Raw genomic sequence first — 19,465 nt, 5'->3', positions numbered from 1 at the left:
CGCTGCGAACTTTTACCTTCCGCCGGGAACCACAGGTAACCACAGGTAATCGGCGTCCAAACTGACCGCTAGCAACCCGTTGTAGCCGGGGCCGTTGTGGGTTTTTGTACCCATAAACGCCAATGGACGGGCCCCGGTCCTTGCTTGCCGGCTCAGCCGGGGCCCGCCGCCTCTACGGAAAGGCGGTCACCAGCCTATGCGCACCACGCCCGCGGACCAGGGACAGCCCAGCGGCTCGCACGCCGACTCCTACGTTCGACTCAGCCTCGCCGCGCAGATCGTGGACGTTCACCCGGAGACGCTGCGGCGAGCCATCCGGGATGGTCGCCTCACCGCCTCGCGCACCGGTCCCGGAGGGAGCGCAGGTCACTATCGCGTTCGGCTCGCCGACCTCGACCGCTGGTTGGCGGGGCGATGAGCAGACTCCCCGACCCCCACGACCTGGTGGACCCGGACGTCTACGACGCCTGGGAGCAGCGGCAGCTCGCCGCTGCACCGCCCATGAGCCAGCGCCAGCGGGAGGACATCGCCAAGATCCTGGCCGGGATCGAAGCCCGGCTGGTCGCCAAGCAGGCCGAGGCGTCCGCGGACCACCGCGGCGCCGCCCGGCTCGGCGATGCCGGCAGCGAGCAGCCCTGAGACGCACGACGGCGGCCGGGACTCCCGGCCGCCGCCCTGAACGGGGTGCCGACCCCGCCGACCTCTCACCACCGCCGAGTGGAAGAAGACGAAACTGATGTTAGACCACCACCACACCGCCGGCGGTCGGCCGCGCCGAACTGGACGGCGTTCAGGCTGCCCGTGGGGCTGCGAACTTGGCGGCCCCCACCAGGAGCCCTGCCCGCTCGCCGAGCGCCCCGGCAACGGCTGCGCCGGGTGCCCGTGCTGCGTTGTGCCCGAGGCCGAACCCGACGAGCACGGGAACCTCGTCTGCTGCCTGCACGGCGGCTTCGCAGCATCGTGCCGGGTCTGCTTCCACGACCTGGGCGACCCCTGGGCGGGGGCGGCATGACGCCGGCCTACGACCGGCTGCTCGCCGACCTGGAGGCCCACGGCTGCCGAGTGGTCCCGAACGGAGCAGGCAGCGCGATGGCGACCTGCCCGGCCCACGAGGACGGCGACCCGTCGTTGTCGATCAGGAGGATCGAGGGCTCGGTCCTGATCTTCTGTCACGCGGGCTGCGACTACCGCGACGTGCTGGCCGCCCTCGGCCGGAGCCCCCGCGACCTCTACGACACACCGGGCAAGCAGGAGTACGTCTACGAAGACCGCACCGTCACCCGGCGGGTCACCGCCAGCGGCAAGAAGTTCGCGCAGAAGATCAGCGAGGACGCCAAGGGACGGCCGGCGCTGCTGTACCGGCTCGACCGTCTCCGGGCTGCACCCGAGGCCGCGGTCTATCTGGTCGAGGGCGAGAGGGACGTCCTCGCCATCGAGTCCCTCGGCTCGGTCGCCACCACCGCGCCGATGGGCGCCGGCAACATCGACAAGTGCGACCTCTCCCCGCTGCACGGCCGCCACGTCGTCGCCGTGGTCGACCGGGACCCCGCCGGGGACAAGTGGGCCACCACGGTGCGGGCCCTGCTCACCGGACGCGCGGCCACTCTCCGGTTCGTCCGCGCAGCGACCGGGAAGGACGCCGCCGACCACATCGCCGCCGGGCACAGCCTCGATGACTTCATCCCCTACACCACGTTGTCGGCCGCGCCGGATCATCCGGTGGAGCCGCCGGCGCTCGCCTCGGTGCCTGTGCCCAGGCGCGGCGTCGAGGACATGGACCCGATGCCCGAGGAGATGTGGACCGAACTCGGGTTCGCCCGCCGCCTCGTGGCCAGCTACGGCGACCAGCTACTCCACGTCAGCGCATGGCGCCGATGGCTCGTGTGGGACGGCACCCGCTGGGCCCACGACACCACCGGCCAGGCCACCCGATGGATGAAGGCCACCGCCAGGGCCATGACCGCGATCGCGTACGCCCAGGGCGAGAAGGACAGGATCAAGTTCGCCCAGCGGGCCGAGTCCTCCGGCGGCATCCAGGGCATGCTCAGCCTCGCCTCCACCGAGCCCGGGATCGCCGTCGACCACCGCGACCTCGACGCCGACCCGCTGCTGCTCAACTGCACCAACGGCGTCCTCGACCTGCGCACCGGCGAGCTGCTGCCCCACGACCCGGCGCGGCTGATCACCAAGATCACGAACGCGGCCTACGACCCGAGCGCCGGCGGGACCACGTTCACGACGTTCCTGGAGCAGATCCAGCCCGACCCCGACATGCGCGACTACCTCGCCCGCCAACTCGGCCACACCCTGGAGGGGCGGGTCATCGAGCACGCCCTGTCGATCTGGGACGGCGACGGTGCCAACGGCAAGTCCACGCTGATGAACGCCGTCATCACGGCGCTGGGCGACTACGCCGCCTCGGCCGATCCCGGCCTGCTCATCGCCCGCAGCTTCGACGCCCACCCCACCGGCGTCGCCGACCTGTTCGGCGTCCGCCTCGCCGTCATCCACGAGGTCGACGCCGGGCGCAAGCTCGCCGAGGGCACCGTCAAGCGGCTCACCGGCGGCGACGAGGTGAAGGCCCGCCGGATGCGCGAGGACTTCTGGCACTTCACCCCCTCCCACTCCTTCGTGATGATCACCAACCACAAGCCGGTCATCACCGGCACCGACGAAGGCATCTGGCGGCGCATCAAGCTCGTGCCCTTCAACGTCGTCGTCCCGCCCGACCAGCGCGACGACCACCTCGGCGACAAGCTCGCCCTGGAACTCTCCGCCGTCCTCACCTGGATGATCGAGGGCCACCGGGCCTGGAAGACCCGCGGCCTGGACGCACCCGCCTCGGTCATCGAGGCGACCACCACCTACCGGGCCGACTCCGACGCCCTGGGCCGCTTCATCGCCGAACGCTGCCAGACCACCGCCAGCGCCTCGGTGCTGTCCTCGGTGCTGTTCCGGGCCTGGAAGGAATGGACCGCCGTCGAGGGCGAGGAACTCCTCGCCACCAACAAGAGCTTCTCCGAGGCCGTCGAGCGCGCCGGCTACCTCAAGAAGCGCACCAACCACGGCGCCATCTTCCGCGGCATCATGCTCGCCGGCGACCACGGCGGTGACGGGTCGTGACGTCACCACAGAACTATCGCCCCCGCGCGCACGCACGCGGCCGGTCAAGGTGGCAACCCGTCACCACCCGTCACACCCGTCACCCCGGAGTGACGGGTGACGGGTTGTGCCGGGTCAACAGGTTGACCCGCATAGGGGCATCCGGCCGGACACCAACCCGTCACAACCCGTCACTTCCGCGGCGGCGGAGCCGACGAACAGGAGCACCGTGATGCCCACCTGCATCTGCGCGCAACTCGCCGGACGGTGCCCGATCTGCCGAGGCCCCATCACCCCCGGGCAGACGATCTGGCGGGGCAAGCGCCTCGCCCCCGGGTGGGTGCATCGGGCCCGCGTCGGCGGAGGCGAGATAGCAGTCGAGGAACCCGCGAGTGGCCCTCGCTCGGCCTCGCGCGTGCGCGTGCGTGGTTCGTGCTCGTGGCCCTCGCCGGGCGGCCCTTCTGGCGCCGTACTTAACCGGTTGTTACATACCGAACCCCGGTTGACCTGCGGAAACGCGCTGGCTCTCACGCCTGCTCTAACGGTGACGCGAGGAAAGGGCGGAGATCGTGCCTGAGCAGATCGTGACGTGGCCGTCGCCGTCCTGGTCGAGGATCGCGGCCTACCCGTGCGAGCGGCACGACGCCGTATCGGGTGACCCCTGCTGGGGAGCGGTCGCCGAGTCCGCGGCCGGCGGGTCCGGCCTGTGCGGGGCGCGGATGCGGGCGGCCGGCTTCCCTGCCGTGGCCGTCCACTCGACCCGGAGGGAGACGACATGAACGAGTCCGACGAGCTGCCGCCGGCGTGGGTGAGCAGCTACCTTCGGCGGCTCGCCCGCAACCGGACCGCCTACGCCGAGGCGCTGCGGTTGAGGGACGTGCCCCTCGACCGGCACCGGGTGATGACCTGCCCGTGCGTGGCCTGCCACGCCGCGAGGGTCGCCGCCCCCGACGCCGCCTTCGCCGCCCTGGGGGCCGCCGAGGACCGCCCCGGGGCAAGTACCCCGCCCCGTCCCTGTTCGCCCGCCCAAGCCGCGACGGGCGCGCCGTGCGGGGCCGCTAGCCAATCACCCACCGACACCACTACCGACGAGAAGGATGGAACCGCCATGCCACGTACCAAGACCGCCCCGACGCCCACGGCCGCGCAGACCTGCGCGTGCCGGTTGTGCGGCGTCCCGACCGACTACACCCCGCCCGCCCGGGACGCGATCACGGACCCGGGCTGGCCCGCCTGCCCGGCCTGCTCGGCGATCCTCGCGACCGGCCGGGCACGCCGTGCCCACGTCGCCGAGGTGGGGCTGCTCAGCGCCGCCCTCGGCGAGCCCCTCGACCCGGAGGACCCCGCGGCCCGCCGCGTCGCCCGTGACCTGACCCCGGCCCGCGACCTGCCGCAGTTCGCCGCCGTGCCCTCCCCGCAGGTGGTGGCCGCCGGGTTGGCCGACCCGGTGCCGAGGCCGAGGGTGGGCGCGGGGTCGAAGCGCCCGTGGGCGCACATCGACGCCAAGGCGCTGCGGAAGGCGCTGGAGTCCGAGCGTCGTCGGCAGGCCCGTGGCCCGGGGGTGACCTGCTCGCAGGCCGAGTTCTGCTCCGGCTGCGGCGTCCACCGGGCGCGCCGCTGGACGGTGACCCGCCGGGAGGTCGAGGGCCGCCGGATCGTGCTGTGCGACGGCTGCTTCCCGCTGTGGTCGCTGGCGGGCTGCTCGACCGGCTGGGGCACCGACTCCCGCCGCAGGTTCGCCGACCGGTTGGCGACCGTCGCCCTCCGGGTCGTGGGCTGGAACGAGCACCCGCAGGCCTGGCACGCCCCGGAGGGGATCGCGGAGACGTTCGGCTTCCGGCCGTTCTACAGCGCCCACGCGGCCAGCGGCGGGCAGGCGTGGGACTACCTGGGCCCGCAGTTGGAGCAGGCCCGGCGGGCGGCGTGGGAGCGGTGGCCGTCCCGGGCACCCGCGGAGTACCAGCAGCGTCGCCGCAGGCTGCGGGCCGCTGAGGCCCGGATGCGGGCGAGTGCCCCGGCAGCGCCGCCTCCGCCGCCGTTGATCCTGCCGGTGGCGCATGGGGGTGGGTCCCGGTGAGCGTCGAGGCCGTGAACGTTGCTGCTGTGCCCGAGCCTTCTGGACCGGAGTGGTCGAACCTCGTGTTCGCCGTGAACAGGGAGGTTCCCCTCGGCGTGCTCACCGTCCCCGAGGTGTTGTCGCTGCTGGGCTCCGCCGAGAACCTGGCGGATGACTGCCGCCGCGAGTTGGAGCGGAGGCACCCTCGCAATGAGGCGATGCTGCGGACGTTGCGCGATCGACTGGAGCACGCCGAGTGGAGGTGGCGCCGTGAGGCGGTCGGGGGTGGCGACGATGGCTGAGGCGCAGGGCCGGGTCCACCCGGACGTGGCCGCCGTGCTGGAGGAGCGCCGCGCCGAGCAGCGTCGTGCCCGGGTGGAGGCTGCGGCCGAGCGCATGGCGGTCGCCTCCGCAGCGGTGCGTGCTCGCCGGGTCGAGGTCGCCGAGGAGCGGGTGCTGCGCCCGTACCGGGCCGCGTCGCGGGCTGTGGCCCGGTCGGCGGGCGTGAAGGTGACCGAGGAGGTGCTGCGCCGTCAGGTGCGGGAGGCGCTGGCCCGGTCGAGGCAGCAGCAGGCGGCCCGTCCGAGGCCACCGGCCCGGCGCTCGGGCAGGCTGTCCGCGACGCTGGGTGACCGGGCGGTGCGGCCGTCTGAGTCGGCCTCGCCGTACGCCGAGTGGTTCCGCCGCCACGGGGACGGGGAGGGGCCGGGATGGTGAACGTGTTCGTCATCGAGCCGCCGGACCCGGCCGTCTACCGCGACTGTTGGGGTCGCGAGTCGAAGGTTCCGGTCGGCGGGCGGGCGGTCCCTCGTCCGCCGGCCGGTCGGGTGCTGGTGGAGGTGGGCAGGGGTCCGAACGGGCTGCGTGCGTTCCGGGCGGTGGATCGGCTGCTGGCCGGGCCGACCGAGCACATGAACGTCCGGTTGCCGGGGCCGCTGGTGGAGGCGATGGACGCGGCGGCGGCGGCCGTGGGCCTCTCGCGCCGGGAGTGGCTGGAGGCTGCCCTGGTCGAGGCGGTGCGGGCGGGGCCGGTGTCGGGCGCCGAGCCGTGGTGACACCTGCTGGCACCGTGTGACACCCGACGGGTGCCGTCGGGGTCGTGAAGGAAAGAAGGCAGGACGATGACGCAGGAGCCGTTGGAGCCGGACGCCGGGGACGAGGACGGCCCGGAGGTCGGGCTGGACGACCTGGACCGGAAGATCATCGCCGCCCGGGCGGCGGGGCTGACGCTGGAGAACACCGCGGAGGCCGCCGGGTGCAGCAAGTCCACGGTGCTGCGCCGGTTGCGGAAGCCGGGGGTGGACCGGGCGGTGGCCGAGGAGCGGGAGGCCCAGGTCGCCCAGGTGGTGGACGTGCTGACGAAGGTGCTCCCGGCGGCGGTGTCGCGGCTGGCACGCATCCTGTCCTCGTCGGCCACCTCCGATCACGATGCGGTCGCGGCGGCACGGATCGTGCTCGCGGAGGGCCGGGCGTGGCGGGACCACAAGTGGACCGAGGACCGGCTCGCGGAGGCCGAGGCGCTGATCAGGGAGCGGGGGCTGGGGTCGTGACGTGGAAGGAGCGGGCGCGGCGGCTGAACCCGCCGATCACCCCGGCGACCCGGCTGCGGTGCGAGGCCCTGCTCGATCAGGTCGAGGACGCCCTGGCGGTGCTGCCCCCGGACAGCGCCGCGGCCCGGGAGTTGGCCTCGGGGCTCGCCGACCTGCTCGCGGACCTGGAGGCGATGCGCCGCCGGTGACGCCCGGTCTTCTTCGGCGTTCTCCCCGAAATTGTCGGTGGGTTGGTGTTTGCTGTAGGAGCATGACGAACAGGGACAGAGGAAGGGGTCGCGCGATGACGGTTGTCCTGGAGCCCACGGTCGAGGATCTGGACCGCGAGCGGGCCGAGCTTCTGGATGAGATCCGGTTCACCGAGGCCGAGCTTCGCGACCGGGCGGCGAGCTACCGGCTCACGACGGACGAGGCGCGGGTCCTGCGGCGCCTCGATGAGATCGCCTACCTGCTCGGCGACGACGACTGACTCCGCGGGTGGATACCGCCCCGACTCTGCGGGAGCGCGCCGAGGAGTTCGCCCAGGAGTTGACGGCCACCTTCACCGGCGTCCTCGGCCCCGACGTTCCCCGGTTCGTCGCCGAGCCGTCACCCCGCAAGCGTGGCCAGTCGGTCAGGGTGGTGGTCCGCACCGTGGACACTGCCGATATCGAATTGATGATCGCCGGGACGCACGCCTTGTCGATGGTGTGCGACTACCGGTGTGAGTGGGACACGTCGGCGACGTTCCTCAAGGTGCGGGTGGCGAACTTCCACGTCCTGCCGGTCGACCAGGCCACGCCGTTGTTCCGCTACGAGTTCCAGGCCGACAAGAGCGAGCACTACCCGTGCGCCCATCTGCAGCTTCACGCCCACCCGTGACGAGTTCCTCTACACCATGCTGCGAGCCGAGCGCGGCAAGCCGGCGGCCCGTCGTGCGGCTGCCGTTGGTGAGCCGGGGGCCGGCGCGGTGCCTCGTCTGGCCGACGTCCACTTCCCGCTCGGCGGCCCCCGGATGAGGCCATGTGTGGAGGACGTCCTGCAGATGCTGATCACCGAGTTCGGGGTCGACACCCAGCCCGACGCGCAGCAGGTGATCGAGGAGGGCCGCGCCCGGTGGCGTCGGCGTCAGACCGCGGCGATCGTTCGGGACGCGCCGGCGGAGGCGGTCCGGGTCCTTCGCGAGGAGCTTGGCTATCAGGTGATCGAGCCGACCACGGGGCCGGCTGACGAGCGTCTGGGGAACCTGACCCGGTTCTAGGACTCCACGGACGGCCTCACGCCTCCTCCGCAGCGGTGGGGATTTCCCCGGCCAAGGTGGGGAGGTCCCCACTTGCTGCGGGGAGTTCCCCGACCTGGGCGCGGACCTTCGCGACGGTCTTGTGGTCCACGCCGATGAGTCGGCCGATCTCCCTGTCCGACCTGGAGCCATCGGTGCCGAGGGCCTTCAAGATCGCCCGCCGCTTCGCCTCGCGGCCCGACTCGATCACGGCCAGCGGCTGCTCCTCGACCGGGCCGATGATGTCGGTGACCGCCGGAAGCGCCTCGGTGACCTCGGGCAGCATCGCCATCAGCGCCTCCGCGTCCTCCGGGGTGAGCACCTTCGTTGCGAGCGCCGTCAGGGCCTCGTACTCCCATGCCTCGATTTCGGTGATGCGCCGCTCGACGGCGGCCTCGACCTCCACCCTGGCCTTGCGGCGCTCCTCGCTGCGGTGCGCCGGTTCCCGTGATCCACCCGGGTGGTATCCGAAGTAGATCCGGCCGCGGAGGTCGCGGGAGACCCCGAGTGCATCGAACCGGGCGTCCAACTCGCGTCGCAGCGCCTCGACCTTCTCCTCGACCTGCTCAGCGATCTTCTCCACGCCGAGGTCTTCCAACTGGAACCGGCGGTCCAGTTCGGCGTCGGCGTTGGCGATCAGTTGGGCGCCGTGGGCCTTGGCCTTCTGCTTCTCGACCTTGACCCGCTTGGCGATCAGTGACTTCTGGAGCGCGATCTGGGAGGCGTTCACGACAGCCGCTCCAGGTCGCCGGAGGTGACGTCCCGGCCGAGCCGGTCCACGTCCTCGGGGCGGATGCGGATGAGGCGGGAGCCGAGGCGGCGGGCGGGCAGTTCGCCGGTCTCGATCAGTTTGCGGATCGTCTTGGGGCTCACGCCCTTGCGGGCGGCGGCCTCCCTGATGGTGATGTCCGGTTCCGGGTCCTGCGGCATGGCGTACCTCCGGGGTGTCTAGGGCCGTTGTGGGACCTATAGGACACCGCCGGCCACCCCGGTTGTCATGGCTGCTAGCACGGGCGCTTGTGGATAACTAAGGGGTCTACGGGGTCCGCCATGCCGCCCATCCGCCCCACCTGAGCGTGGAAGACCCGCGGGCGAGGGCCACCACCGGACTCACGAAAAGTCGCCGCGGCTACCGCCCCTCACGCTCCCCGGCGCCTGGCTCGTGCTCGCCGAACGCGGCCTCGGTGCCGGGGTCGCCGTCCGCCCCGAGCGCCTCGGCCTCGGTGAGCAGCCCGGCGTCCACCAGCGCCGCGAGCACCGAGCCCCCGGCCTGCCGTGCCCGGTCGCGGGTGGTGAGGAACGCGGCGTCGTACGCCTCGGGCTCGTCGGTCGGGCCGGCCATGCGGGTGAGCGTACGAGGTCCAGACGCCGGCGGCCCGGCAACCGCGAGCTTGAACGCTATCCCTCCGCGGCGTGGCCGAGCGCCGCCGCCGCCGCCGCGATCCCCGAGGCCCCGGAGGCGGGCAGGTAGGTGCGGAGGTGGACGTCCACGGTGTGCCCGAGTAGCGCGGCGGCGTCCGCCGGGGTCACCCCGAGGGAGTGCAGCCAGAACGCCAGGCTGTGCCGGACGCTGTGCAGCCGGATGGGCGGCACCCCGGCCTCGGCGCACAGGACCGCGAACCTCGCGGAGTAGTCCCGCGGCGACGTCGGCCGCCCGAGGGCGTCAGCCGCCACCAACCCCGTGTCCCGCCACCGGCTCCCGGCCGCCAGCCGGGCCTCGGCCTGCCGGGCATGCAGAGACCGCAGCATCCCCGCGGTGCCGGGGTGGATCACCTCCACCGGCACCGTGCGGCGGCGCTGGGCGGACTTCGGCTCATCGGTCGCGGTGCCGGACCCGTGGACGACCCGGCCCTGCGCCACGGTCACGGTGCCCGCCTCCAGGTCTACGTCGCACCACCGCAGGCCCATCACGTCCGCCCGGGTGAGCCCGGCCAGGGTGAGGCGCCACAGGGGCGCCCACTCATTCCGGTCGGAGGTCTCGCGGAAGGTGAGCAGTTGCGCCGGGGTCCAATGCTCCAGGTCCGTGCCCACCCGTGCCCGGGTGCGAGGCTTGCGGGCGATGCGCACCGGGTTGGCGGGCATCATCCCGTCACGCACCGCGAGGTCGAAGGCCCCGGCCAGCGGGATCAGGACGGCCCGTACCGACCCGGGGGCCAGCGGCCTGCCGCCCCGCCCACCGCGCTCGGTCAGGGTCACGGTCAGGTGCTCGATGTCACGCACCGTCACCTCCGCAGCCACCCTGTGCCCGATCACCCGCAGCGCGGGGGCGGCCCAGGCTGCGTACCCGTCCCGGGTCACCGCTCGCACGTCGGTGCGGGAGGCCACCCACCGGCCCACGAGGTCGGCCACCGTCTCCCGGGACGGGGCGCTGCCCTGGCTACGGACCAGGGCCACCCACTCCCGGGCCTCGGGCAGCGTGGGGAAGGTGCGGGTGTGCTGGCGCCGGGTCCCGCCAGGCGGGGTGACCCCGACGACGGCCCGGAACCGCACCTGCCCGGCCAGGTTGGGGGCCAGGCGCCGGATGGGCTCGGCGTAGGTGGGGCAGGCCGGGCAGGTGACGGAGACGGCCACGCCGTCCCGCACCCGGAAGGTCCAGCCCACTCGGCGGCTGCGCCGCGGGGTCCCGCAGGAGGCGCAGGCCCGGGTGCCGCTCGTGGTCGTCGCCGTGCTCGTCGCGGCGCTCATCGGGTCACCGCCTCGTCCTCGGCTCCGGCGTCATCGTCCCGCCAGACCACCTCCAGCCGATCCGGGGTGAACCGGGCGCCCCGGTAGGCGGCCCGCCCAACGACCACGGCCTCCACGACCCGCTCCAGTGCCGCCCGCTGTGCGTCCGTGTCGCCAGCCCTCAGCGCCTCGGGGTCCATGTCCCGCGCCCTCGGCGTCGAGGTGGCGATCAGGAACCTGCTCCGGGCGGCCTTCAACTCGTCGCGTTCGGCCTCCAGTGCCGCCACCTGCGGGAACACCACGGCCCCTGACAACTGGCTGGCGTTGTAGGCGTCCATCAGCTCGGCGATCTTCCCCGGAATCTCACGCAGCCGCCCCTCATGCTCGAACTCGGCGGCCGGTCGCGGCGCCTTCAGGCGCTCCGCGGTGACCCTCTTGATGGCGAGGTCCAGGATCGCGGCGTCTGTCGGTATCCCCGCGATGCTGTTGACGTGCTCGCCCTTCACGCCGGGGCCGGAGTTGCGGCAGACGTAGGCGTGACCCGTGGGCGTCGGCCCGGCGTACATCCGGCTGCCGCACACGCCGCACCGGGCCACCCCGCTCAGCAGGTACTTGCGCGCCCCCCGCCGGCCACCACGACCGGGGGTCCTCGAACTCAGCGCGAGCTGGAGCCGGTCATAGGTGTCCTGGTCCAGGATCGGCTCCCACACCCCATGCACCGGCTCCCCACCGGAGTCGGTGGCGACCCTGCCCTGATGGACGCGCCACCCCGCCAGCCGTGGGCCGCGCAGCATCTGCCGCAGCGCCCGGTGGTCCCACTCGTTCCCCCTGGCGGTGCGGACGCCCTGCTCGTTCCACTCGCGGACGATCGCGCGCAGGCCGATGCCGCTGATGACGTCGGCGGCGGCCTTCTCGATCAGCGCCGCCTCGCGGGCGTTCTTCGTGGTCTTGTCCGGCATCCAGCCGAACGGCCTGCCTCCGTGGTTCACTGCTCCGCTCCTCGCTCGGGCCAGGTGGGCGCGCTTCACACGTCGGGACGTGTCGGCGCTGGACTTGTTGGCGATGTTGACCATGAAGCGGGCCGTCAGCCGGCCGCTCTCGGTCATCAGGTCGATCTCACTGGCCGTGGCGGAGATGATGACGGCGCCGTAGTACTCCACGGCCTCGATGGCGTCCTCCAGGTCGTACGGGTCGCGGGCGAGCCGGTCGAGGTCGTACACCATCAGGGCGTTGATCCGCCCGGCCCGCAGGTCGCGGAGCGCCGCACCCCACTTGGGCCGGATCACCCGGTAGGCGTCCCGTGTCTCCCCGTACTGGTCGGTGATGGTCACCCGGCGCTTCTTGAAGGCGCCGGTGTCGTTCTCCACCCGCATCCGGTTCACGTCGGCCCGGTCGGGCGGGATGGCGCCGAGGCGCAGGATCGCGTCCTCGATGTCCTCGACCTGGCGGGTGACGCCGAGGCGCTCGTCGTCGGGGTCCTCGGAGATGCGGGCGTATCCGCCGAACACGAGGTCGGCGTAGCTGCGTGCTGCCGGGTTGCGCGGTGCTGCGGCACCCCGGCTCGCCGCTGGCTTGGTGGCGGTGATGGTCATACCCACATAGTACGTGTTTAAGTGGTTTTTTTCCTGGACGAGTTCCCGATGTTCCGCGCGGATGCGATCGAGGCGCTCCGCGAACCGTTGGAGAGCGGCGACATCACGGTCGCGCGAGCCGAGGAGACCGTCACCCTGCCGGCCCGCAGCATCGTCGTCCTCGCGGCCAACCCGTGCCCGTGCGGCAACTACGACGCCGATGTGGTCAACAGCGGCTGCAACTGCCGTCAGCTCGAGCGCGAGAACTACCTGAGGAAGGTCACCGGACCGATCACCGACCGGATCGACATCACGCGGCACGTGAGGCCGCTTCGTCCCCACGAGTTCGATCCGTTGGCCCGGCCCGAGAGCAGCGCGACGGTCCGGGTGCGCGTGACTGAGGCGCGGCGCCGCCAGGAGGAGCGGTACGCCGGCACGGGCTGGCGTCTCAACGGCCACGTCTCCGGTGCCGCGCTCCGGGAGCGGTGGCCGCTGCCGGACCCGGCGCAGGTGATCGTCGACAAGCTGGTCTATGCCGGGAAGCTGAGCCGCCGGGGCGCGGTCCGGGTCCACCGGCTCGCGTGGACGGTCGCCGACCTCGCCGGCACTCCGCGTCCCGGCGTACCCGAGATCCGGACCGCGCTGCGGCTGCGCACCGGTGAGGCCCTGCAGGTGTCCGACTACGAGCGGAGGTCCGCATGAGCTCCCCGGTCCTGACGGCACCGGAGCAGGAGCGCGAGCGCCTGGCCCGGGTCGCCCTCAACCTGCTGTTCGAGCCGGGCGACCGACGCCTCGACGGCTTCATGGCCGGCATGGACGCCTACGAGCTGTTCTGTGCTCTCCGGGCGACGCCGCATGACCAGCGCCTGCGTGACGCCCGTGACGACGTGGCGACGCGGCTGGACTCGATGAGGCCGGACCAGGTCCTCGACGACGCCGACCGGCTCGGGATCCGCTTCGTGATCCCCGGCGACGCCGAGTGGCCCGCGCAGGTCGAGGACCTCTTCGGCCAGGAGCCGGTCCAGGAGCGGACCGGCGTGCCGCTCGGACTGTGGGTGAAGGGCCCGCTCCGGCTCGGCGACCTGGACCGCTCGGTGGCCGTCGTGGGGTCTCGTTCGGCGACGAGCTACGGCGTCGATGCCGCCGGCCAGATCGCCTACGGCATCGCCGACAAGGGGTTCGTCGTCGTCTCCGGCGGGGCGATCGGGATCGATGCCGCCGCCCATCGCGGCGCCCTCGCAGCCCGGGGGAGGACCGTCGCGGTCCTCGCATGCGGCGTGGACCGGTTCTACCCGAAGGAGAACATGCGTCTCCTCCAAGCGGCGCTCGACACCGGGGCTCTCGTCTCCGAGCTGGCTCCCGGCCTTCCGGTCACCCGGATGCGGTTCCTGGCGCGCAACCGGGTCATCGCGGCGCTCGCTCGGGGCACGGTCCTCGCCGAGGCCGCGCCCCGCAGCGGCGCGCTCAACACCGCCAACTGGACCACGAAGCTCAACCGCCAGCTGATGTGCGTCCCCGGGCCGATCTCCGCCATCCAGTCCCTCGGCGTGCTCGAGCAGGTCAGGTCGGGGAAGGGGATGATCGTCACCCGCGGCGAGGAGGCACTCGAGCTGGTCTCGCGTCCCGGGGAGTTCCTCGTCGAGGAGCGCCGCGGACCCGAGCGGAAGCGGGACCGGCTCTCCACCAGACACCGGCAGGTCCTGGACGGCGTGCCAGCCGGCCGGGGTGGATCGTCGCTGTCGATCAGCCGGTCCTCGGGAGTCGCGTTCGCCGAGGTCGCGTCGGCGCTGCTCCACCTGGAGAAGGCCGGGCTCGTCGAGCGCGTCCCGGACGGCTGGCAGCTCACGGCGGAGGCGATTCGCTCGTGACGACCGGTGCTCCGTCCTAGACTCGTGCTGTGACCAGTGAGACTGGTGAGACCACCGATGCGCTGCCTGAGGGGATGGCGCGCGTGCTCGGTGACTACGAGCGCCACCTCGTCTCCGAGCGCGACCTGACGCGGCACACCGTCCGTGCCTACGTCGGCGACATCGCGGGCCTACTCGAGCACGCCGCGCGGCTCGGGATCGAGGACGTCGGCGACCTCGACCTGCGGACGCTGCGCAGCTGGCTGGCGAAGCAGCAGACCCTCGGCCGCTCGCGCACCACCCTTGCCCGCCGGGCGACCGCGGCCCGGGTGTTCACCGCCTGGCTGGCCCACACCGGCCGCGCGACGACCGACGCCGGCGCCAGCCTCGGCTCTCCGAGGGCCTACCGCACGCTGCCGCCCGTGCTGCGTGCGGACGAGGCCGAGGACCTGCTGCGGGCCGCCTCCGAGCTCGCCGACGACGGCAGCCCCGTCGGTCTCCGCGACGCCGCCATGCTCGAGCTGCTCTACGCCACCGGGATCCGGGTCGGCGAGCTCGTCGGGCTCGACGTCGACGACCTCGACCGGGAGCGCAACGTCGTGCGGGTGCTCGGGAAGGGCCGCAAGGAGCGCACCGTGCCGTATGGCGCCCCGGCCGCCCACGCACTCGACGCGTGGCTCACCCGGGGCCGTCCCGGCCTCGTCGCCCCCGGCTCGGGACCGGCGCTCTTCCTCGGTGCCCGCGGCGGCCGCATCGACCAGCGGGCAGTGCGGGCGCTCGTCCACCGGCGGATCGCCGATGTGCCTGGTGCGCCCGACATCGGCCCGCACGGACTGCGCCACACCGCGGCGACGCACCTGCTCGAAGGCGGCGCCGACCTGCGGTCGGTGCAGGAGCTCCTGGGACACGCCTCGCTGGCGACGACGCAGCTCTACACCCACGTCAGCACGGATCGGCTCCGCCGGGCCTACCAGCAGGCGCATCCGCGCGCCTGAGACCGGTTGGCAGAGCGCGGGTCAGAACCCGAGCCCGGTGGCCGAGAGCCAGCGGCCGTGGACCGGAGCGACACCGCTGCTCACCGGCGTAGAGCGCCAGAGCGGCAGCAGGCGGACCGGCGCCGGGCCGCCGACCAGCCGCAACGGGTCGAGGTAGACGTCGTCGGCGTTGCGGATCCACCCCCAGTGCAGGCAGGCGCGAGGGAAGCAGTGCGACTGGACGATCTCCAGTCGCCCGAGCACGGCCCCGGCGGCCACCGAGTCGCCGACGCCGACCGAGGCGGCCACCGGCTCGTAGGTCGTCCGGGTGGCCCCGTGGTCGACCACGACCACCCCGCGGCCGGCGAGCACGCCGGCGTAGGTCACCGTGCCGGGCAGCGCCGCGTGCACCGCGGCGCCGACGCTGCCGAGCAGGTCGACGCCGCGGTGGCCGGGACCCCAGGTGGACTCCGGCGGGTCGAAGCGGCGGACCACCTCCGGTGTCGGGCGCAGCGGCCACTGCCCGACAGGATCGTCCCCGACCGCGCTCGGGTCCGCGCCGTGGCCGACGGCCGCCGGTGTGGCGGCGCCGGCGCTCGGGACGCCGGTCGCCCACGGCGTCGCCAGGACGACGAGGAGGGCCACGACGAGGACACGACCGCGGTCGGGGAGACTCGGGATTCGCAGTGCCATGAGCCCAGGCTCGCCGAGGGGAGGGACGGTGGGCAGGGCCCGGCGTACGCCCTGTGGAGAGGACGCACGGGGGAGGCGGTTGTGGACGACTACCGGCCCGACCGGCGCCGCGGCGGCGGAGATTCGCCCGGCCCGGGCGTGAGCGACTACTCTGGGTGTCGCAACCCGTATGGGTTGACTTCGCACGTCCGCAGACCGCGACGCCCAACCCTTGTGAAGGGCGACCACCCGTGGGCGACGGCTCTCAGTCCCGAACGCGTGTCGGGTCGGGCCGCGCGCAGGCGTCAGGGTCCACCACCCGGTGGACGCGAACTGAAAACCGACCGGACCCCGGTCACCGGCACGTCCTCGACACGAGCACGAGGCAAGGACGAGCACCACGGTGCGCGGGGCCCACCACAAGGAGAAGAACACCATGGCAGTCGTGACCATGCGCCAGCTCCTCGAGAGCGGCGTCCACTTCGGGCACCAGACCCGTCGCTGGAACCCGAAGATGAAGCGCTTCATCATGACGGAGCGCAACGGCATCTACATCATCGACCTGCAGCAGTCGCTCGCCTACATCGACCGCAGCTACGCCTTCATCAAGGAGACCGTGGCCAAGGGCGGCACGATCATGTTCGTCGGCACCAAGAAGCAGGCCCAGGAGGCCATCGCCGAGCAGGCGACCCGCGTCGGGATGCCCTACGTCAACCAGCGCTGGCTGGGCGGCATGCTCACCAACTTCTCGACCGTGCACCAGCGGATCAACCGCCTCAAGGAGCTCGACGAGGTCAACTTCGACGACGTCGCCGGCTCCGGCCGCACCAAGAAGGAGCTCCTGCAGATGAAGCGGGAGCGCGACAAGCTCGAGAAGACCCTCGGCGGCATCCGCGAGATGGGGCGTACTCCGAGCGCCGTCTGGATCGTCGACACCAAGAAGGAGCACCTCGCCGTCGAGGAGGCCCGCAAGCTCCGGATCCCCGTCATCGGCATCCTGGACACCAACTGCGACCCCGACGAGGTCGACTTCCCGATCCCGGGCAACGACGACGCCATCCGTGCCGTCGGCCTGCTGACCCGCGTGGTCGCCGACGCCGTGGCCGAGGGCCTCATCGCCCGCTCCGGCGCGAAGACCGAGGGCGCCGAGGGTGCCGCGGAGGAGCCGCTGGCCGAGTGGGAGCGCGAGCTGCTCGAGCAGGGCAACGCTGCCGAGGCCCCGGCTGCCGAGTCGACCGAGGCTCCCGCTGCGGAGTCGACCGAGGCTCCCGCTGCCGAGGCCACCGAGTCCACCGAGACCCCGGCCACCGAGACGGCCGAGACGGCCGAGTCGACCAAGGCCACCGAGGCCACCGAGGCCACCGCCGAGGCGGAGACCCCCGCCGAGGCCTGAGCCGCCGGTCGACGTACCCACTCCCGAACCAGCAAGTCAGAGGAACACACATGGCTTTCACCGCTGCTGACGTGAAGAAGCTTCGCGACCTCACCGGCGCCGGCATGATGGACTCGAAGAAGGCCCTCACCGAGGCCGACGGCGACTTCGACAAGGCCGTCGACATCCTCCGGACCAAGGGCGCCGCCAAGGCGGCCGCCCGCGGTGCGGAGCGTGAGGCCACCGCCGGTCTGGTCGCCAGCTCCGGCGGCGCGCTCATCGAGCTCAAGTCGGAGACCGACTTTGTCGCCAAGGGCGAGGACTTCGTCGCGGCAGCCCAGCAGATCGCCGACGCGGCCGACGAGGCCAAGGCCGGCGACGTGGAGACCCTCAACGAGGTCAAGATCGGCGACAAGACCGTCGCCGAGATCGTCCAGGGCCTCGCCATCACCATCGGCGAGAAGATCGAGCTCGGCGGCGTCGCCTACTTCGACGGCCCGGTCTCGGTCTACCTGCACAAGCGTGCGGCAGACCTGCCGCCCGCGATCGGCGTCCTGGTCGAGTACGACGGCTCCGAGGCCGGCGCCCAGGGGGCCGCGAAGCAGATCGCGGCGATGCGCCCGCAGTACCTCACCCGCGACGAGGTCCCCGCCGAGATCGTCAAGCACGAGCTCGAGATCGGCGAGGCCACCGCCCGCGAGGAGGGCAAGCCGGAGCACATCATCGGCAAGATCGCCGAGGGCCGCCTCAACGGCTTCTACAAGGAGGTCGTCCTCCTCGAGCAGCCGTCGGTGACGGAGAACAAGAAGAGCGTCAAGCAGGTCCTCGACGCCGCCGGAACCACCGTCAAGCGGTTCGTCCGCTTCGAGGTCGGCGCCTGAGGCGCTCGGCACGCACGCACCGAGCACCTCAGGATCGGATAGGTTCGGCCTGACGACCGACGCGACATCAGAGGAGGCCGGTTCGATGGCACGCACAGTGATCATCGGACCGGCCCCCTTCTCATTTGGCACCCCTGAGCACCCCACCCGGAAGGACGGCAAGTGACCGGATACAAGCGCGTACTCCTCAAGCTCTCGGGCGAGGTGTTCGGAGGCGGCCAGGTCGGCCTCGACCTGGACGTCATCAACGCCATCGCGGGGGAGATCGCCGACATCGCCCGGTCCGGGGTGCAGGTCGCGATCGTCGTCGGCGGGGGCAACTTCTTCCGCGGTGCCGAGCTGCAGCAGCGCGGGATGGAGCGCGCCCGCGCCGACTACATGGGGATGCTCGGCACGGTCATGAACTGCCTCGCCCTCCAGGATCTCATCGAGAAGCACGGCGTCGAGACCCGCGTGCAGACGGCGATCACGATGGGCCAGGTCGCCGAGCCCTACATCCCCCGCCGCGCGATCCGCCACCTGGAGAAGGGCCGCGTCGTCATCTTCGGGGCCGGCGCCGGCATGCCGTTCTTCTCCACCGACACCGTCTCCGCCCAGCGCGCGCTCGAGGCGCGCTGCGAGGTCATGCTCATGGGCAAGCAGGGCGTCGACGGGGTCTACGACTCCGACCCGAAGAAGAACCCCGACGCGGTCATGTTCGAGACCCTGACGTACGACGAGTTCCTCGGTCGCGACCTCCGCGTCGCCGACGCGAGCGCGATCAGCATGGCCCGCGACAACAACCTCGAGATCGTCTTCTTCAACCTCTCGGTTCCCGGCAACATCGCCCGTGCGGTCCGGGGTGAGAAGATCGGTACGACGGTCTCCCGGGCCTGACCCCGGGCCACCGCCACCGTCACGAACAGACGCCACAGAAGTACGCAGCGAAGCGACCCACAGCTAGGAGCGATCCCGTGATCAACGACATCCTCAACGAGGCCGACGCCAAGATGGACAAGTCGGTCGAGGCGACCCGTGAGGAGTTCGCGGCGATCCGGGCCGGCCGTGCGCACCCCAGCATGTTCAACAAGATCCTGGTGGACTACTACGGCACGCCCACCCCGATCCAGCAGCTGGCCAGCTTCACCAGCCCCGAGCCGCGGATCATCATCATCTCGCCGTTCGACATGGGCGCGATGGCCAACATCGAGAAGGCGATCCGCGACTCCGACCTCGGCGTGAACCCCGCCAACGACGGCAAGGTCCTGCGGTGCGTCTTCCCGGAGCTGACCGAGGAGCGCCGCAAGGAGTACATCAAGGTCGCCCGCGCCAAGGCCGAGGAGGGCCGCGTCGCCGTCCGCAACCTGCGGCGTACCGCCAAGCAGAGCCTCGAGAAGCTCGAGAAGGACGGCGAGGTCGGCAAGGACGACGTCACCGGCGCCGAGAAGCGGCTCGACGCCACCACGAAGAAGCACACCGACACGATCGACGAGCTGCTCAAGCACAAGGAATCCGAGCTCCTCGAGGTCTGAGGACGCC

General features: G+C 72.2%; 26 protein-coding genes. 20 read left to right on the top strand and 6 right to left on the bottom strand.

All coding sequences use genetic code 11. The features are described 5' to 3' along the window. Positions 1-196 precede the first annotated feature (196 nt). From ABLE53_RS24760 to ABLE53_RS02005, 13 genes are all read left to right on the top strand, one after another. A complete protein-coding gene (locus ABLE53_RS24760; RefSeq protein WP_425474830.1) occupies positions 197-418 on the top strand; it encodes a helix-turn-helix domain-containing protein in 222 nt (73 codons plus the stop codon). Continuing rightward, positions 415-639 (top strand): hypothetical protein, encoded by a 225-nt coding sequence (locus ABLE53_RS02060; RefSeq protein ID WP_348856900.1) that lies wholly within the window; start codon positions 415-417, stop codon positions 637-639. The genes ABLE53_RS24760 and ABLE53_RS02060 overlap by 4 nt, the downstream gene beginning before the upstream one ends. A 369-nt stretch (positions 640-1,008) precedes the next feature. Next, on the top strand, positions 1,009-3,123 hold the full coding sequence (locus tag ABLE53_RS02055) for a phage/plasmid primase, P4 family (protein WP_348856899.1): 2,115 nt from the start codon (positions 1,009-1,011) through the stop codon (positions 3,121-3,123). Between the two features lie 548 nt (positions 3,124-3,671). Then, complete coding sequence (locus tag ABLE53_RS02050) at positions 3,672-3,881, top strand: hypothetical protein (RefSeq protein ID WP_348856898.1); 210 nt, start codon at positions 3,672-3,674, stop codon at positions 3,879-3,881. Beyond that, positions 3,878-5,179 (top strand): hypothetical protein, encoded by a 1,302-nt coding sequence (locus ABLE53_RS02045; RefSeq protein ID WP_348856897.1) that lies wholly within the window; start codon positions 3,878-3,880, stop codon positions 5,177-5,179. Before ABLE53_RS02050 ends, ABLE53_RS02045 begins: the two co-directional genes overlap by 4 nt. Next, the gene (locus ABLE53_RS02040) at positions 5,176-5,460 is read left to right on the top strand and encodes a hypothetical protein (RefSeq protein WP_348856896.1); all 285 of its coding nucleotides are present in this window, start codon (positions 5,176-5,178) and stop codon (positions 5,458-5,460) included. Before ABLE53_RS02045 ends, ABLE53_RS02040 begins: the two co-directional genes overlap by 4 nt. Continuing rightward, positions 5,453-5,875 carry a hypothetical protein gene (locus tag ABLE53_RS02035; protein ID WP_348856895.1) on the top strand — a complete coding sequence of 141 codons (423 nt, stop codon included), beginning with the start codon at positions 5,453-5,455 and terminating at the stop codon, positions 5,873-5,875. Before ABLE53_RS02040 ends, ABLE53_RS02035 begins: the two co-directional genes overlap by 8 nt. Beyond that, positions 5,869-6,213, top strand: a complete 345-nt coding sequence (locus tag ABLE53_RS02030) for a hypothetical protein (protein ID WP_348856894.1) — start codon at positions 5,869-5,871, stop codon at positions 6,211-6,213. The genes ABLE53_RS02035 and ABLE53_RS02030 overlap by 7 nt, the downstream gene beginning before the upstream one ends. A 66-nt stretch (positions 6,214-6,279) precedes the next feature. Then, on the top strand, positions 6,280-6,708 hold the full coding sequence (locus ABLE53_RS02025) for an Lrp/AsnC family transcriptional regulator (protein ID WP_348856893.1): 429 nt from the start codon (positions 6,280-6,282) through the stop codon (positions 6,706-6,708). After that, positions 6,705-6,896, top strand: a complete 192-nt coding sequence (locus ABLE53_RS02020; protein ID WP_348856892.1) for a hypothetical protein — start codon at positions 6,705-6,707, stop codon at positions 6,894-6,896. Before ABLE53_RS02025 ends, ABLE53_RS02020 begins: the two co-directional genes overlap by 4 nt. A gap of 95 nt (positions 6,897-6,991) precedes the next feature. Further along, on the top strand, positions 6,992-7,177 hold the full coding sequence (locus ABLE53_RS02015) for a hypothetical protein (RefSeq protein WP_348856890.1): 186 nt from the start codon (positions 6,992-6,994) through the stop codon (positions 7,175-7,177). Positions 7,178-7,185: 8 nt separating this feature from the next. After that, positions 7,186-7,569: a hypothetical protein gene (locus ABLE53_RS02010; protein ID WP_348856888.1), complete on the top strand. Its 384-nt coding sequence runs from the start codon at positions 7,186-7,188 to the stop codon at positions 7,567-7,569. Positions 7,570-7,714: 145 nt separating this feature from the next. Next, on the top strand, positions 7,715-7,948 hold the full coding sequence (locus ABLE53_RS02005; RefSeq protein ID WP_348856887.1) for a hypothetical protein: 234 nt from the start codon (positions 7,715-7,717) through the stop codon (positions 7,946-7,948). 16 nt (positions 7,949-7,964) lie between these two features. Here ABLE53_RS02005 and ABLE53_RS02000 read toward each other — a convergent pair whose 3' ends face one another. The 5 genes from ABLE53_RS02000 to ABLE53_RS01980 form a co-directional block, all read right to left on the bottom strand. Continuing rightward, entirely contained in the window at positions 7,965-8,696 is a 732-nt protein-coding gene (locus ABLE53_RS02000) for a hypothetical protein (RefSeq protein ID WP_348856886.1), read from the bottom strand. Further along, positions 8,693-8,896: an excisionase family DNA-binding protein gene (locus ABLE53_RS01995; protein ID WP_348856885.1), complete on the bottom strand. Its 204-nt coding sequence runs from the start codon at positions 8,894-8,896 to the stop codon at positions 8,693-8,695. The genes ABLE53_RS02000 and ABLE53_RS01995 overlap by 4 nt, the downstream gene beginning before the upstream one ends. A 199-nt stretch (positions 8,897-9,095) precedes the next feature. After that, positions 9,096-9,308, bottom strand: coding sequence for a hypothetical protein (locus tag ABLE53_RS01990; protein ID WP_348856884.1), 213 nt, complete (start codon positions 9,306-9,308; stop codon positions 9,096-9,098). Positions 9,309-9,364: 56 nt separating this feature from the next. Beyond that, positions 9,365-10,651 carry a site-specific integrase gene (locus ABLE53_RS01985; RefSeq protein WP_348856881.1) on the bottom strand — a complete coding sequence of 429 codons (1,287 nt, stop codon included), beginning with the start codon at positions 10,649-10,651 and terminating at the stop codon, positions 9,365-9,367. After that, positions 10,648-12,222, bottom strand: a complete 1,575-nt coding sequence (locus tag ABLE53_RS01980; protein WP_348856880.1) for a recombinase family protein — start codon at positions 12,220-12,222, stop codon at positions 10,648-10,650. The genes ABLE53_RS01985 and ABLE53_RS01980 overlap by 4 nt, the downstream gene beginning before the upstream one ends. Before the next feature lie 21 nt (positions 12,223-12,243). Here ABLE53_RS01980 and ABLE53_RS01975 point away from each other — a divergent pair, with 21 nt between their 5' ends. The 3 genes from ABLE53_RS01975 (at position 12,244) to ABLE53_RS01965 (ending at position 15,043) form a co-directional block, all read left to right on the top strand. After that, positions 12,244-12,903: an ATP-binding protein gene (locus ABLE53_RS01975; protein ID WP_348856879.1), complete on the top strand. Its 660-nt coding sequence runs from the start codon at positions 12,244-12,246 to the stop codon at positions 12,901-12,903. After that, complete coding sequence (gene dprA, locus ABLE53_RS01970) at positions 12,900-14,069, top strand: DNA-processing protein DprA (protein WP_348856877.1); 1,170 nt, start codon at positions 12,900-12,902, stop codon at positions 14,067-14,069. Before ABLE53_RS01975 ends, dprA begins: the two co-directional genes overlap by 4 nt. A gap of 74 nt (positions 14,070-14,143) precedes the next feature. After that, positions 14,144-15,043 carry a tyrosine recombinase XerC gene (locus ABLE53_RS01965; RefSeq protein ID WP_348857756.1) on the top strand — a complete coding sequence of 300 codons (900 nt, stop codon included), beginning with the start codon at positions 14,144-14,146 and terminating at the stop codon, positions 15,041-15,043. Between the two features lie 21 nt (positions 15,044-15,064). Here ABLE53_RS01965 and ABLE53_RS01960 read toward each other — a convergent pair whose 3' ends face one another. Next, positions 15,065-15,715 (bottom strand): murein hydrolase activator EnvC family protein, encoded by a 651-nt coding sequence (locus ABLE53_RS01960; RefSeq protein WP_348856876.1) that lies wholly within the window; start codon positions 15,713-15,715, stop codon positions 15,065-15,067. Between the two features lie 415 nt (positions 15,716-16,130). Here ABLE53_RS01960 and rpsB point away from each other — a divergent pair, with 415 nt between their 5' ends. The 4 genes from rpsB (at position 16,131) to frr (ending at position 19,458) form a co-directional block, all read left to right on the top strand. After that, positions 16,131-17,087, top strand: a complete 957-nt coding sequence (rpsB, locus tag ABLE53_RS01955) for a 30S ribosomal protein S2 (RefSeq protein WP_348856875.1) — start codon at positions 16,131-16,133, stop codon at positions 17,085-17,087. Between the two features lie 50 nt (positions 17,088-17,137). Beyond that, entirely contained in the window at positions 17,138-17,947 is an 810-nt protein-coding gene (tsf, locus tag ABLE53_RS01950) for a translation elongation factor Ts (protein WP_348856874.1), read from the top strand. 162 nt (positions 17,948-18,109) lie between these two features. Beyond that, positions 18,110-18,823, top strand: a complete 714-nt coding sequence (gene pyrH, locus ABLE53_RS01945; RefSeq protein WP_348856873.1) for a UMP kinase — start codon at positions 18,110-18,112, stop codon at positions 18,821-18,823. Between the two features lie 80 nt (positions 18,824-18,903). Then, entirely contained in the window at positions 18,904-19,458 is a 555-nt protein-coding gene (frr, locus tag ABLE53_RS01940) for a ribosome recycling factor (RefSeq protein ID WP_348857755.1), read from the top strand. Positions 19,459-19,465 lie beyond the last annotated feature (7 nt).

The organism is Nocardioides asiaticus (genome assembly GCF_040049175.1).
In the GTDB taxonomy this organism is placed as follows: domain Bacteria; phylum Actinomycetota; class Actinomycetes; order Propionibacteriales; family Nocardioidaceae; genus Nocardioides; species Nocardioides cheoyonin.
Note: the sequence above shows the minus strand (reverse complement) of the source record. Positions and strands in the feature narration are given on the sequence as shown.

What these genes read in the sequence shown, in the direction of transcription:
- ABLE53_RS24760 (WP_425474830.1), top strand. Translation starts at nt 197, where the DNA reads ATGCGCACCACGCCCGCGGACCAGGGACAGCCCAGCGGCTCGCACGCC.
- ABLE53_RS02060 (WP_348856900.1), top strand. Translation starts at nt 415, where the DNA reads ATGAGCAGACTCCCCGACCCCCACGACCTGGTGGACCCGGACGTCTAC.
- ABLE53_RS02055 (WP_348856899.1), top strand. Translation starts at nt 1,009, where the DNA reads ATGACGCCGGCCTACGACCGGCTGCTCGCCGACCTGGAGGCCCACGGC.
- ABLE53_RS02045 (WP_348856897.1), top strand. Translation starts at nt 3,878, where the DNA reads ATGAACGAGTCCGACGAGCTGCCGCCGGCGTGGGTGAGCAGCTACCTT.
- ABLE53_RS02035 (WP_348856895.1), top strand. Translation starts at nt 5,453, where the DNA reads ATGGCTGAGGCGCAGGGCCGGGTCCACCCGGACGTGGCCGCCGTGCTG.
- ABLE53_RS02030 (WP_348856894.1), top strand. Translation starts at nt 5,869, where the DNA reads ATGGTGAACGTGTTCGTCATCGAGCCGCCGGACCCGGCCGTCTACCGC.
- ABLE53_RS02025 (WP_348856893.1), top strand. Translation starts at nt 6,280, where the DNA reads ATGACGCAGGAGCCGTTGGAGCCGGACGCCGGGGACGAGGACGGCCCG.
- ABLE53_RS02015 (WP_348856890.1), top strand. Translation starts at nt 6,992, where the DNA reads ATGACGGTTGTCCTGGAGCCCACGGTCGAGGATCTGGACCGCGAGCGG.
- ABLE53_RS01995 (WP_348856885.1), bottom strand. Translation starts at nt 8,896, where the DNA reads ATGCCGCAGGACCCGGAACCGGACATCACCATCAGGGAGGCCGCCGCC.
- ABLE53_RS01990 (WP_348856884.1), bottom strand. Translation starts at nt 9,308, where the DNA reads ATGGCCGGCCCGACCGACGAGCCCGAGGCGTACGACGCCGCGTTCCTC.
- ABLE53_RS01985 (WP_348856881.1), bottom strand. Translation starts at nt 10,651, where the DNA reads ATGAGCGCCGCGACGAGCACGGCGACGACCACGAGCGGCACCCGGGCC.
- ABLE53_RS01980 (WP_348856880.1), bottom strand. Translation starts at nt 12,222, where the DNA reads ATGACCATCACCGCCACCAAGCCAGCGGCGAGCCGGGGTGCCGCAGCA.
- dprA (WP_348856877.1), top strand. Translation starts at nt 12,900, where the DNA reads ATGAGCTCCCCGGTCCTGACGGCACCGGAGCAGGAGCGCGAGCGCCTG.
- ABLE53_RS01965 (WP_348857756.1), top strand. Translation starts at nt 14,144, where the DNA reads ATGGCGCGCGTGCTCGGTGACTACGAGCGCCACCTCGTCTCCGAGCGC.
- ABLE53_RS01960 (WP_348856876.1), bottom strand. Translation starts at nt 15,715, where the DNA reads ATGGCACTGCGAATCCCGAGTCTCCCCGACCGCGGTCGTGTCCTCGTC.
- rpsB (WP_348856875.1), top strand. Translation starts at nt 16,131, where the DNA reads ATGGCAGTCGTGACCATGCGCCAGCTCCTCGAGAGCGGCGTCCACTTC.
- tsf (WP_348856874.1), top strand. Translation starts at nt 17,138, where the DNA reads ATGGCTTTCACCGCTGCTGACGTGAAGAAGCTTCGCGACCTCACCGGC.